Below are 11,986 nucleotides of genomic sequence, written 5' to 3'. Positions count from 1 at the left end.
TTAGACTGGACAAGAATACGGAATTCACCTTAGTTTCAGACCGAAAATCTAGGAACTAAGCGATGAATACATCCCTAAAGCAACCACACCGCGGCTTCACCATTTTGGAAATTATGGTGGTAGTCCTGATCATTGGTGTGCTTTTGGCCATGGCGATTCCCGGATTTCAGGCTGTTCGCGAAAGAACTCGTGTTGCTGCCTTCCTGAATGATTTTCGTGCGGTCACCGAAGCCGTGAACCGCTACAACTTGACTGAGGGTGTTTACCCGGTAGGCACTGGCAACGGTCCTCCAGCGGACTTTTACGACTACATTCGCGCCGACGTCATCACCAACACCACCGTCATTGGCGGTAATTGGACTGTCGATGCCTCGAATTATCAGTTTGCCATCGGCATCAGCGGATACGAAGCGAGCGAAAACGTGATCGTCCAAATCGATCAAGCGGTGGACGACGGCAACCTCGCGACCGGCCAAATGATTGAGTCTGGAGCAAATACCTTCCTCTTCATTATTGAGGAGTAAGCGCTTTCCGATTGAACTTTAGGCGGGGATCATTTCCACTGCCAAACGTGACGGATACCAGCCCACAAATTCAGGATGGTGCCTTGGGCCCAAGCCAGGAACTCGCCATTCGATTGCCCGTTTTCGAAGGGCCGCTCGATCTTCTATTGTTCCTCATTCGCAAGAACGAGATCGACATCTACGACATCCCGATCGAGCGCGTGACTCGGCAATACCTCGACGTGCTCAAGTCGATGGAACAGCTCAACCTCGAGATCGCGGGAGACTTTTTTGTCATGGCGGCGACGCTCATGTACGTCAAAAGCCGCATGCTGCTGCCGACCAACGAACAGGTGAAGCAGGCCGCCGAAGACGAAGAAGAGGCCGACCCGCGCTGGGAACTGGTCCAGCAACTCCTCGAATACAAGAAATTCAAAGAGGCCGCCTATCAGCTACAGGACCTCGTCGAGCAGCAGCAGGACCTCATACCGCGTATTTTCCGCGAATCCAACGACCAAAAAGAAGCGCGACCGCTCAAGCCGACCGATAAAATCGAGGTCTGGAATTCCTTCAACCTCGTCCTTCGCCGCCTGGCCGAAGGCATGCGCTCCGGCGAAATCCACGACGAGCAAGTCTCCGTCGCCGACCGCATGGAGTATATCCTGACGACCCTGGAAACCCGCGACCGCTTTAACTTCACCGAGCTATTCGAGGGCAAGTCTTACGGTATCAATATGCTCGTATCGACCTTTCTGGCAGTGCTGGAGCTGACCCGATTGAAAAAGCTCATCGTCGAGCAGGACATCACCTACGGCGACATCCGCTGCGAAAAGCGCATCGAAACACCCGAAGATGCCGAGGTCTTTGACGACGAGGAAATCACCAGCGAATTCGACGAAACCCCCGCCGACAGCGAGCCGACCAACTAGCGCCGCATCAGCACCAGCTCGTCGCGGTGGATAATCTCCATGCGGGTCAGGTCCGGGTGAGCCGCGGCGATCTCCGCGTTGCTCTTGCCCAGCAAAGGCTGCAAGGTTGCCTGGTCGAAGTGGACCACCCCGCGCGCGAAGACCACGCCATCCGGGTCGGCCACGCTGACGACATCGCCCACGTCGAACTCGCCTTCGGCGGCAATAATCCCCTTGGCCAACAGGCTGCTGCCTTTCTCCTGCAAAGCCCTCGCCGCACCGGCGTCGACCTTGAGCAGGCCGCGCGACTCCTGAAAATGGGCGATCCAGCGGTGCCGCGCATTGAGCAACTGATCACCCGGCGCGAAGATCGTGCCCACCGCTTCGCCACCGAGTAGCTTCAGCAGAATATCCGGCTCCTTGCCATGCCCGATGAAAACCGTGGCTCCGGCCATCGTCGCAATGCGCGCGGCCTCCAGCTTGGTAACCATGCCACCGGTGCCGGTTGCGCTCTCCGAGCCGCCAGCCAGCGCCTCAATCTCTGCGGAAATCCGCTCAATGTAGGGAATAATTTCGCCACTGCCCAACCGATCAATCACACCGGGCGCAGTGGATAAAATCGCGAGCAGATCGGCTTTCACCAGACTGGCCACCAGCGACGAAAGCACGTCGTTATCGCCAAAGCCCAGCAGCTCCAGCTCGGCTTTGCTGACGGAATCATTCTCATTGATGATCGGCACGATGCCCTCGCTGATCAGCTCTTCGAGCAGGTCGCGCACCGCCACATGGCGACGGCGGCCACGCACGTCATCCCGGGTGAGCAATAGCTGAGCGACAATGATGTTATGCGGCGTAAAAGCACCCTGCCAAGTCTCGGTGAGTATGCTCTGCCCAACTGCGGCGCAGGCCTGCTGCGCGGCTAAACGACTGGGTCGTTGCGTGAGCCCCAGCCGGCCCATGCCCAGACCCACTGCACCAGAGCTGACCACAATTACCTCCAGCCCGCGCTGCTTGAGCTCGGCAATCTGCGCGGCAATCTGCTCCAGACACGCCGCATCCAGGCAGCCCACCGTCGAGGTGAGGATGCCCGTGCCCAGCTTGACCACCACCCGCTTGGCATTGCGGATTGCGGATTGCGGATTGCGGAATGGTTCAGACATGAATGACAGCAACTTGGCAGCTTACTTTGCGCCAAGCAGTATTTAAAATGGCATGCGGCATCGAGACGAATTGCAAAAATCCGCAATCCGAAATCCAAAATCCCCAATCGTTACACTTTCAGAAGCTCGGCTTCCTTGCTCTTCAGGTGCTCCTCGATGTCCTTGGTGTATTTGTCAGTCTCGGCCTGGACTTCCTTTTCGTAGAGCTTGCGGTCGTCCTCGGAAATTTCCTTTTCCTTCTCGGCGGCCTTGATCGCGTCCATCGCGTCGCGGCGGGCCGAACGCACACCGACCTTGCCCTGTTCGGCGAGGTTGTGGCACATCTTGACGAGGTCCTTACGGCGCTCCTTGGACAGCTCGGGCAGCGGGCAGAAAATCTTGTCGCCCATGATGTTGGGCGTGAAGCCGAGGTTTGCCTTGAGCAAGGCAGACTCGACGCTTTTCAGCACCGTCTTGTCCCACGGCTGCACGCTGATCGTGCGCGCGTCGGGCGTGGTGATCGCGGCGACTTCCTTGAGCGCCATCATACTGCCATAAGCGTCGACTTGCACCGTTTCCACCATGGCAGGCGACGCCTTACCAGTGTGAATCGTGCTGAATTCGTGCAGCGTGTGGTCGACAGCTTTTTTCATGCTGTCGCTGGCGGTCATCAAAATTTCATCAGGGTCCATAGCGTGAATTTCAATCGGTTATTCAATCGGTGTAAAGCGAAGAAGGCAGCGACTCGAAATAACGCCAAACAACTGTCGGGCGATTAGAAAATCCCCAGCACCAGCACACCGACAACCGCAATGACCCACCAGGCGGCAGAGTTTTTCGTCTTGATCAACGCCCAGAAGAAAAGAAGTGCCATCGCGGCATACGTCACCGCCGATACAAGCATCGCGAAAATTGGTAAGCCGCTGATCAGCATGAAAAACAGCGCAACGACAACATAAATCACCGTGCAGGGAACCGGCGATTTCATCTCCAAATTGAGGCGCACGAGGGCGCACAAAATGATGATGTCCAGCAGAGCCATTTTTTAGCTAACCAGCGTGCCGATCGGCTCGCCCTGAACGGCGCGGAGGATACTGTCGGGCTCGTTCATGCTGAAGACGATGATTGGCATCTCGTTGTCCAGGCAGAGCGAGAACGCCGTTGAGTCCATGACCGCGTATTGGTTTTTGAGCGCGTCAATGAAGGTGATGTTGTCAAACTTTTCGGCATCCGGGTTCTTCACCGGGTCTTCGCTGTAGATGCCGTCTACCTTGGTTGCCTTCATGATGACGTCGGCACCGATCTCACTCGCGCGCAGTGCGGCAGTCGTGTCGGTGGAGAAATACGGGTTGCCGGTGCCGGCGACAAAGATCACCACGCGGCCTTTTTCCAAGTGGCGAATCGCGCGGCGCAAAATGAATGGCTCGGCGACTTCCTCGATATGTAGCGCGCTTTGCACGCGGACCGGGACGCCGTTTTTCTCCAGGCAGTCCATCAGCGCCAGGCCATTGATCATCGTGGCCATCATGCCCATGAAGTCGCCCGTGGTGCGGTCGACCTTCTGGTCGCTGGCGGCACCCAGCTTACCACGGAAGATATTGCCACCTCCGACGACGAGGCACACCTGCACGCCGAGATCGTGAACTTTCTTTATCTCCACCGCGATGCGTTGGAGGATTTCGCCACTGATAGCGTCACCAGAGGAACGATCACCCAAGGCTTCACCACTGAGCTTGAGCACGATGCGCTTGTATTTCGGGGAGGAGTTTCCGGAGTTTGCGTCAGCCATAGCAGGGCATGTTTAAGCCGCAAAGAGCGGAAGCCGTCAATCACTTTGCCACATGGAGGAAAATTAGCCCCGCCTGCTACACCAGCGCCGCCTCAGGCTGCACCTGCGGAAGCGAAAAATAAAACGTGCTGCCCACGCCGACCTCTGAGTCCACCCATAGTTTGCCGCCGTGCTTCTCCAGCACCCGCCGGCAAAAGCCGAGGCCGATGCCCTTCCCCTTGCTCGAACGGTGGCGGTAAAACATGCTGAAGATTTTCTCCCGCTCTTCGCTGGAGATGCCCTGCCCGTTATCACTCACGCAAATACGGTGGTCGTCGTCGTTGGATTTGCTGAAAATCTGAATCTTTAAAAATTCCTCACGGCGGTAGCGAATCGCGTTAACCAACAGGTTTTGCAACACCTGCTTGATAATGGTTTCGCAAGCCATCACGCGCGGCAAATCGCCAAGGATTTCGATGGAATAATCCTTCGTCGGGTGCAGCAGCAGGCAGTATTGAATCACCTCTGTGGCGACGTGGTGGAGGTCCACCCAGCTAACGCGCTCCAAGCTGTCCTCCGTAGTCAGCTTGAGCAAATCACTGATCAGCTGGCGCAGGTGATCGCCGGATTTGACACCCAGGTTGATGGCGTCGAGCACGTCCTCGTTGCCACTGCGGGATAAAGCATCTTGTGCCAGCCAAAGCGCGGTGGCCATCGTCTGCACCGGATTGGCGATCTCGTGCGCGAGTAAACTGCCAAAGCGCTCCAGCTCTTGGTTTTTATGCGAGAGCTGACACAGGATCCGCTTTCGTTCGACGGCATGCGTGATGGATTTCTCCAGCGTGTTGCTGTCCAGCGAATATTTGTCGATGTAGTCCTGAGCACCCGCGGAAAGCGCACGCTCGATCAAGTCGTCCTCGGAAAGCGAGGTCAACACGATGATGGCGGTATTCGGCGCAAAGGCCGTTGCCAAGTCGATCGTCTCCGCTGGCGAGCTGTCCGGCAGGCTCAGGTCCAGCAGGATTACGTCAAAATTGTTCTCCTTAAGCACCCGCTCGGCCTCATGGGAGGACTGCGCGCGCACTAGCGAATTCACATTCATTTGGTTCGCAGAAAGCAGCCCCTTAATGATGTTGAAATGATCGTCGTTATCTTCGACGACGAACACGTTGTATTTACTTCTCATAGTTCGATTGATCAATCGGTGGGACTTGATTCCAGACACCCCAGTACAAACAGAGGGCGCTAATCATTTGCTTAAAATCGGTGAACTCCATGGGCTTTTTCAGGTAGGAGCTTGCGCCCAACTCATAGGCAAGCTGCACATCGCGGTGAGCGACCGAGGTGGAATACACCACCTTGGGCAACGCGGCAAAGCGCGGCAATTGGCTGATTTCCTCCAGCAGCTCCAGACCACTCACACCCGGTAATTTCAGGTCGAGCAACAGCAGATCGGGCGGTTCCGCCAGGGCGAATTCCCCCTGCCGGTTCAGGTAATCCAGCGCCTCGCCGCCATCGCGCACACGCGTCAACTCCACGGGGATCGGTGCACAGGCCAAGCTACGCTCGACGAGGCACGCATGGTCGTCCTCATCCTCCGCCAGCAGCAGCATGAAGCAGCGGCCATCTGTCGCAAAGTCATTCATCGCCCAATGGTAGTTTTACCCAGAACTCCGCGCCCTGCCCGGGCTCCGAGGAAACGCCGCAGTTGCCGCCATGGCGCTGGGCGATCTTCAACACCGACGCCAGCCCGACGCCCGAGCCTTGCGTCTTCGAGCTCAGCCGCTGGAACAGCCGGAAAATCCGCTTATGGTATTTCTCCTTGATGCCGGCACCGTTGTCGCGCACGCGGTAGATGCAGAAATCGCCATCGACCGCGCCAGTCACTTCGATGCGGGGCTTCTCGGCCGTGCACCCGTATTTCAAGGCATTGTCCAGGAGGTTTTGGAAAAGACGCGACACCTCGCCATGGCAGCCTTGGCAGTTTGGCAAATCCGACTGACAGACGATTTCGGCCCCCACCTCGCGGGTCATCACCTCAAGATCGAACCGAATCCCTGCCAGGAGCTCATCCATATTAATCGCCACCATCTTGCCCTTGGAGCCGATGCGCGAAAAGGCCAGTAGCTCTTCGATGAATTCCGCCATACGATCGCTGGCACGCTGGATGCGCAGCAAGTTGTCCTGCGCGCTGTCGAACTGCCCCTTGCCAATGTCTTCCATCAGCGCGCCAGAAAATGCCTTGATCGTCACCAGCGGAGATTTCAAATCGTGCGACACCGAATAGGTAAACTGCTCGATCTCCTCGTTTTTCGAATGCAGTTGATCGTTAAGGCGGTTCAGGTCAGCGTTACGCTTGATGACAAACGTCATCAACCAGGATTGCAAATCCTCGACAATGGAAACGTCTGCCGACGACCAGGCCTCGGACAGCCCTCGGACCATTTCCTTCCATTCCTCGAAAGAGTTGCGCGGGGTCAGCGGCTTGGCTTCACCAGACTCGTCCGGCCGCCCGGCCCAGCGAATTTCCTGCACGCGCTCCACCCGGTAAAAGACCAACTTCCAGTCCGTGCCCAATGGCAGCATTGCCAGGCCCGCGCAGTCACCCGCCAGGTCCGCCGCACCGGGGAAATCCGCCACGATGCTCTGAGAAAATATGGCCGCACCCTTCTCCGGCTGGCACACCAGCGCATCGAGAAATCCGGCTTGCGGCGACGTTCCGATGGTGAGCGTTTCGTCTTCGGCAATAAGCGTAAAACCGTCCGCGCGGACCGCCTTAAGCAGGGCCTCGGCATTCATCCGTAGCGCCTCCGTTAGCGAGCTGCTATCGGAGATGGATTTGCCCAGGGCGATCAGGCTATGTCGGCGGTGTGCGACTTGCTCGGACTGCTCATGCTTCAGCTTGGTCACCATTTGCGCGGACACCAGCTGCCCCAAATATACGCACGATAAGCGTGTGGTGTAGGGCACAAACATCGGCCCCGAATAATGGTGGCAAGCGATCAGCCCCCACAACTCTTGACCGTTCATCAGCGAGACCGACATCGAAGCGGTCACGTCCATGTTTTTCAAATACTGGATGTGCACGGGCGACACCGAGCGCAGCACGCAGTCGCTCATATCCATCGTCGGCATATCGGCTGGCAGCAGCGGCGCAGGCTCGGCACCGATATCCATAATCAGCCGAATCCAATTGCGCTCATAAAGTTTACGGGCCTGCTTGGGGATGTCGGTCGCTGGGTAATGCAGGCCCAGAAACGCCTCCAAATCATCACGCTTGGCCTCACCCACGACCTCGCCATGCCCCTCGGGTTCAAAGCGGTAGAACATCACGCGGTCAAAGCCGGTCGCCTCACGAACCTGCTTGCAAATGAAATGCGCGGCGTCGACCATCGTTTCGCATCCCGTGATGTAAGACAGGCATTTCTGCGTCAGCTCGTAGTGCTCGGAAAAGCCCTGCGCATAGTAGTGGGCGCGCTCACCAGGGTTCTCGAACTCCAGCACAATGTCGCCATTGACAAAGTGACCAATGCAGTCGAAAGACATTTTACCCGAAGGCAGGTTGAGCGTCACCCCCATTGGGTTGGCGTAATTGCGGGCCGCGTTCGACAGGCGATCAACCAAGTCGTCGCGGTTCGCGTCTTCCACGTAGCGCAGCATGCACTTGCCCAACAACGTTTCTGGCTCGATGCCAAACACGGTCGCCGCGCTCGCCGACACGCGCAAAATCCGGTAGTCGCCGGCATCCAGCACCACCATCACCCCGTGGGGCTGCACTCCGCCCAAGAGGTGGATCGGCTCTTTATCGCAATCGGTCAGTAAATTGGGGTCCAGCTTGGTATCCATCATTTCGCGAATTGATACCAATCGAGGAAAATCCGGTACGCCTGCTGAGCGGCGGCAGTTGCGGTCTGCGCGTCGCCATCGACCACGTTTTCGTCGAGCCAACCGTAGAACGCCATCAGCACGCCGCGGCACGCCTTGGGGTCGTCCAACATGAAAAACGCGCCACCGGTTTCAGGGGTGAGCTCCAGTCCATTGCGCAACTGTGTGGCCAGCACCTGCGCGCCGTGAATCGAGCCCGCCCACACGTAGGCCAACCCGTAAATCGAGGACGCGGCGGCACTAATCGATGTAAAATCCGCCAAGGTCATCGCATCGGGTTGAAATTCCTCCCCGTATAGATGCGCCAAATCCCCACGCATGCGCTCGGTACGCAGCAGGCTTCTCAGTGACGGCTGCTCCGCAAACAGAGTCGATTCAAGCAAGCGTTGCTCCATCGGAGTCCACAGAGAATACAATTCCAGCAACCAACGACGATACCCCCTCAACTCGGAACAATCCAATTGGGTAGACATGATTTGCTCCAATTCATCATGAGACTCACGGGTTTGCTGGCGGACGAATTGGATGAATCGGATCGAGGCAGGCTGAGCTATTGGCATTAAGGAAATAGGCAAATGCTGAATATTTGATCAAAGCGAATTATCGCTATTCTGACCAATACCGAAAGAAAAAATTGTAGAAAATTTGCCCCTGCAAAGTGCAATATGCCGCTTCGTCAAGAAAAATATATTGCATTTCGCACGACAACAACAACCAACAAAAGCCTTATTGCATTCACAATCAACGGCTTACAAAACTCGAAAATCTAGGGTCTGAAATTTGCAATACTGAGGTCATGCTACCGATCATTAGTATCCAAACGCTCCTAAGCGAAATCATGTCACTGTATTCCCTCGAATGCAGTTTGGTAAAACTCGACGAACTCACTGACGACCAAATACACAACCGCGACGCATGGGAGACCTTTATCGACAATGGTCGGGCCCGTCGCGAGATCCTGAACTTCGCCATCCGCGAGGCCAAGGAGTCACTCGATGACCAAGCAATGAAATCGGTGGCCAGCCACATCCCGGAAAAGAAATTCCTTAGCACCGATCGCACCAAGACAATCGCCCGCTTCCAGTTGGTTTACCGCGAAGTGCTGAAAGATTGTGAGGCTCTCGGCGACCAACGCCTGGCGCGCAAGCTACGCCTTGCCGAATCCCTGATTCCACGCGCAGAAAGCGGGGCGACTCACATCATTGAAGCGCCCGATACACCACTGAGCAAAGAGCCGAGGCTCGAGCAGCTGAAGATCGCCTGATAGGCGATCACAGCTCGCGTTAAGATTCGGCTGGGATTATTCCCACTCGATCGTGCTGGGCGGCTTGGAGCTGATGTCCAGCACGACGCGGTTCACGCCCTCCACCTCATTAATAATGCGGTTGGAGATCAGGCCGAGCACGTCATGCGGGATGTGCGCCCAGTCAGCGGTCATCGCGTCCTGGGATTCCACCACGCGCAGCGCAACGACGTAGTCGTAGGTGCGCTCGTCACCCATCACACCGACCGTTTGCACCGGCAGGAAGACGCAGAACGCCTGCCACACCTTGTCGTAGTAACCGGTGCGCTTCATCTCTTCGAGGAAGATGGCGTCAGACTCCTTGAGGATCGTGAGATACTTTTTCTTGATCTCGCCCATCACACGCACGCCCAGGCCGGGACCGGGGAACGGATGGCGCCAGATCATTTCCTTCGGCAAGCCAAGCTCTTCGCCAAGCTTGCGGACCTCGTCCTTAAACAGCTCGCGCAGCGGTTCGAGCAGCTTGAGCTTCATGCGCTTGGGCAAGCCGCCCACATTGTGGTGACTCTTGATCAGCGCGGCCGGATTGCCATCGATCGCAACGGATTCAATGACGTCCGGGTAAAGCGTGCCCTGAGCGAGGAAGTCGACGTCGCCGATCTTTTTCACGGCGTCATCAAAGACATCGATGAAGACCTTGCCGATAATCTTACGCTTCTTCTCAGGATCGGTGACGCCCTTGAGCGCCTTGAGGAAAAGATTGCCCGCCTTGACTGTGCGCAAGTCGATATGGAAGTGGCCCTTGAACAGGTCTTCGACCTTCTCGCGCTCATTCTTGCGCAGGAGGCCGTTGTCCACGAAAACACAGGTCAGCTGGTCGCCAATCGCGCGGTGAATCAATGCCGCAGCCACGGATGAATCCACGCCGCCGGACAGGCCAAGGATCACACGCTTGTCGCCGACTTGCTTGCGAATTTCCTCGGTGGCCATCTCGATGTAGTTGGCCATTTTCCAATCACCCTTGAACTTGCAAATGCCGTGCAGGAAGTTCTTCAGGATCTCCACGCCGCGTTCACTGTGGTGTACTTCCGGGTGGAACTGAATGCCGTAGAAATTGCGCTTCTCGTCGGCAATCACGGAGTTTTCGCTGTTCTCGGTGTAGGCAATGACCTCGAATCCATCCGGAATCTTGGTCAGTTTGTCACCGTGGGAATTCCAGACCTTGAGCGTCTTGGGCAGGCCTTTGAGCAGCTTGCCCTTCTTCTTAACCGTCATGGCACCGCGACCATACTCGCGACGATCACTGCGGGCGACTTCGCCGCCGAGCAGCTTCCCCATCAACTGGACGCCGTAGCAAATGCCGAGCACCGGCACACCCAGGTCGAACAGCTTCTTATCGGGCAAAGGCGCACCCTTGGCCAGCACACTGCTGGGGCCACCGGAGAGGATGATGCCGCTAACGCCGTCTTTCTTCAGCTCCGCCGCAGTGACGGAATACGGATAGATACGCGAGTACACATTACACTCGCGAATGCGGCGGGCAATGACCTGCGTGTATTGGGAACCAAAATCGAGAACGGCGAGTGTCTGCTGTGACATAGTTTTATGGACAGTAAGGTAGTTAAAAATCAGGGAATTAAAATTTCAGTTTCTGGTTTTCGAAACCACAGTTGGGGCAGTTGGCGACTTCAGCACGCTTGCGGGCGGAATAGACCCGGCCACACTTGATACAGTGGAAGGCCACTCGCGCGCGTTCGCGTTCGTAGAGGTGCTTGTCTCGCCAATCATAGTAAAGCCATAGTCCGAATACCGTAAGCAAACCCGCTGCCACATAGAGCAAAGTGAACCAGGAAAAGCCAATTTCGATCATCTGTGTCGCGGCGCTTCAACGGAAATTCAAACAAGATGGCGCGCCCTGCTGGCAGGTGCGCGCCGATCCGTAAAACTCGAGTCTCTTGCGAGTTGAAATTAGTCCTTCTTTTCCTCTTCGGATGACGCGTCGCCTTCGGCGGCTGCTTCTTCAGCAGCAGGCGCTTCTTCGACAGCAACCGGAGCTTCCTCGGCGGGCTTTTCAGCCTTTTCCTTTTTGGCAGCTGGCTTCTTGGCGCGCTTGGACTTGGTGTAGCCTTCGTCATCGCCAGAGATCAGCTCAATGATGCCCATGGAGGCACCATCGCTCTCGCGCTGGATCAGCTTGTAAATGCGGACGTAACCACCCTTGCGGTTAACGAATTCGTTAACGCGCTCGTCGAAGAGAGCCTTGACGGCTGCCTTGTCGCGCACCTTGGCGATCGCCTGGCGACGGTAGTGCAGCTTGCGGCTGGCGTCGTCGGTAGCGGCTGCCTTCTTGGCGAGGGTGATGATCTTTTCGGCGAACGGACGGAGAGCCTTGGCCTTGGCCAGGGTGGTCTCGATACGGCCGTGGCGGAAGAGCGCTGCGGCGAGGTTGGCCATGAGAGCTTCACGGTGCTCCTTCTTGACGCCGAGGCTGTGACGGTGTGAACGGTGACGCATTGGTCTAAAGAATTATAATTGGTTAA

Annotated in this window: 13 protein-coding genes; 3 read left to right on the top strand and 10 right to left on the bottom strand. The window is 56.6% G+C overall.

Annotated elements, in window-relative coordinates:
• Positions 1–62: 62 nt before the first annotated feature.
• Both O3S85_RS15540 and O3S85_RS15535 read left to right on the top strand, forming a co-directional pair.
• Positions 63–524 carry a type II secretion system protein gene (locus O3S85_RS15540; RefSeq protein WP_269541587.1) on the top strand — a complete coding sequence of 154 codons (462 nt, stop codon included), beginning with the start codon at positions 63–65 and terminating at the stop codon, positions 522–524.
• 47 nt (positions 525–571) lie between these two features.
• On the top strand, positions 572–1,432 hold the full coding sequence (locus tag O3S85_RS15535; RefSeq protein ID WP_269541585.1) for a segregation and condensation protein A: 861 nt from the start codon (positions 572–574) through the stop codon (positions 1,430–1,432).
• Here O3S85_RS15535 and proB read toward each other — a convergent pair.
• The 8 genes from proB to O3S85_RS15495 all read right to left on the bottom strand — a co-directional run bounded on the left by proB (position 1,429) and on the right by O3S85_RS15495 (position 8,763).
• Positions 1,429–2,571, bottom strand: coding sequence for a glutamate 5-kinase (proB, locus tag O3S85_RS15530; RefSeq protein WP_269541584.1), 1,143 nt, complete (start codon positions 2,569–2,571; stop codon positions 1,429–1,431). The two genes, O3S85_RS15535 and proB, sit on opposite strands and share 4 nt — an antisense overlap.
• 110 nt (positions 2,572–2,681) lie before the next feature.
• On the bottom strand, positions 2,682–3,242 hold the full coding sequence (frr, locus tag O3S85_RS15525; RefSeq protein WP_269541583.1) for a ribosome recycling factor: 561 nt from the start codon (positions 3,240–3,242) through the stop codon (positions 2,682–2,684).
• Positions 3,243–3,325: 83 nt separating this feature from the next.
• Positions 3,326–3,592, bottom strand: a complete 267-nt coding sequence (locus O3S85_RS15520) for a hypothetical protein (protein WP_269541582.1) — start codon at positions 3,590–3,592, stop codon at positions 3,326–3,328.
• A gap of 3 nt (positions 3,593–3,595) precedes the next feature.
• Positions 3,596–4,339: a UMP kinase gene (gene pyrH, locus O3S85_RS15515; protein ID WP_269541581.1), complete on the bottom strand. Its 744-nt coding sequence runs from the start codon at positions 4,337–4,339 to the stop codon at positions 3,596–3,598.
• Positions 4,340–4,415: 76 nt separating this feature from the next.
• The gene (locus O3S85_RS15510) at positions 4,416–5,504 is read right to left on the bottom strand and encodes an ATP-binding response regulator (protein ID WP_269541580.1); all 1,089 of its coding nucleotides are present in this window, start codon (positions 5,502–5,504) and stop codon (positions 4,416–4,418) included.
• Complete coding sequence (locus O3S85_RS15505; RefSeq protein WP_269541578.1) at positions 5,494–5,964, bottom strand: response regulator; 471 nt, start codon at positions 5,962–5,964, stop codon at positions 5,494–5,496. Before O3S85_RS15505 ends, O3S85_RS15510 begins: the two co-directional genes overlap by 11 nt.
• Positions 5,957–8,167, bottom strand: coding sequence for an ATP-binding protein (locus O3S85_RS15500; RefSeq protein ID WP_269541576.1), 2,211 nt, complete (start codon positions 8,165–8,167; stop codon positions 5,957–5,959). Before O3S85_RS15500 ends, O3S85_RS15505 begins: the two co-directional genes overlap by 8 nt.
• Entirely contained in the window at positions 8,164–8,763 is a 600-nt protein-coding gene (locus O3S85_RS15495; protein WP_269541574.1) for a biliverdin-producing heme oxygenase, read from the bottom strand. Before O3S85_RS15495 ends, O3S85_RS15500 begins: the two co-directional genes overlap by 4 nt.
• 278 nt (positions 8,764–9,041) lie before the next feature.
• Between O3S85_RS15495 and O3S85_RS15490 the strand changes: the two genes are divergently transcribed.
• Complete coding sequence (locus O3S85_RS15490) at positions 9,042–9,467, top strand: hypothetical protein (RefSeq protein WP_269541572.1); 426 nt, start codon at positions 9,042–9,044, stop codon at positions 9,465–9,467.
• A gap of 36 nt (positions 9,468–9,503) precedes the next feature.
• Here the strand turns inward: O3S85_RS15490 and guaA are convergent, their stop codons facing one another.
• Both guaA and rplQ read right to left on the bottom strand, forming a co-directional pair.
• Positions 9,504–11,045, bottom strand: coding sequence for a glutamine-hydrolyzing GMP synthase (gene guaA / locus O3S85_RS15485; RefSeq protein WP_269541571.1), 1,542 nt, complete (start codon positions 11,043–11,045; stop codon positions 9,504–9,506).
• Between the two features lie 369 nt (positions 11,046–11,414).
• Positions 11,415–11,960: a 50S ribosomal protein L17 gene (gene rplQ / locus O3S85_RS15480; protein WP_269541568.1), complete on the bottom strand. Its 546-nt coding sequence runs from the start codon at positions 11,958–11,960 to the stop codon at positions 11,415–11,417.
• Positions 11,961–11,986 lie beyond the last annotated feature (26 nt).

The sequence above is a fragment of the Cerasicoccus sp. TK19100 genome (assembly GCF_027257155.1).
GTDB classification, from domain to species: Bacteria; Verrucomicrobiota; Verrucomicrobiia; order Opitutales; family Cerasicoccaceae; genus Cerasicoccus; species Cerasicoccus fimbriatus.
The sequence above is the reverse complement of the archived record's forward strand: the minus strand, read 5'-3'. Positions and strand labels throughout refer to the sequence as shown.

Coding starts and splice junctions, on each gene's coding strand:
- O3S85_RS15505 (WP_269541578.1), bottom strand. CDS start 5,964: ATGAATGACTTTGCGACAGATGGCCGCTGCTTCATGCTGCTGCTGGCG.
- proB (WP_269541584.1), bottom strand. CDS start 2,571: ATGTCTGAACCATTCCGCAATCCGCAATCCGCAATCCGCAATGCCAAG.
- O3S85_RS15540 (WP_269541587.1), top strand. CDS start 63: ATGAATACATCCCTAAAGCAACCACACCGCGGCTTCACCATTTTGGAA.
- O3S85_RS15490 (WP_269541572.1), top strand. CDS start 9,042: ATGTCACTGTATTCCCTCGAATGCAGTTTGGTAAAACTCGACGAACTC.
- O3S85_RS15510 (WP_269541580.1), bottom strand. CDS start 5,504: ATGAGAAGTAAATACAACGTGTTCGTCGTCGAAGATAACGACGATCAT.
- O3S85_RS15520 (WP_269541582.1), bottom strand. CDS start 3,592: ATGGCTCTGCTGGACATCATCATTTTGTGCGCCCTCGTGCGCCTCAAT.
- frr (WP_269541583.1), bottom strand. CDS start 3,242: ATGGACCCTGATGAAATTTTGATGACCGCCAGCGACAGCATGAAAAAA.
- rplQ (WP_269541568.1), bottom strand. CDS start 11,960: ATGCGTCACCGTTCACACCGTCACAGCCTCGGCGTCAAGAAGGAGCAC.
- pyrH (WP_269541581.1), bottom strand. CDS start 4,339: ATGGCTGACGCAAACTCCGGAAACTCCTCCCCGAAATACAAGCGCATC.
- O3S85_RS15500 (WP_269541576.1), bottom strand. CDS start 8,167: ATGATGGATACCAAGCTGGACCCCAATTTACTGACCGATTGCGATAAA.
- O3S85_RS15495 (WP_269541574.1), bottom strand. CDS start 8,763: ATGCCAATAGCTCAGCCTGCCTCGATCCGATTCATCCAATTCGTCCGC.
- guaA (WP_269541571.1), bottom strand. CDS start 11,045: ATGTCACAGCAGACACTCGCCGTTCTCGATTTTGGTTCCCAATACACG.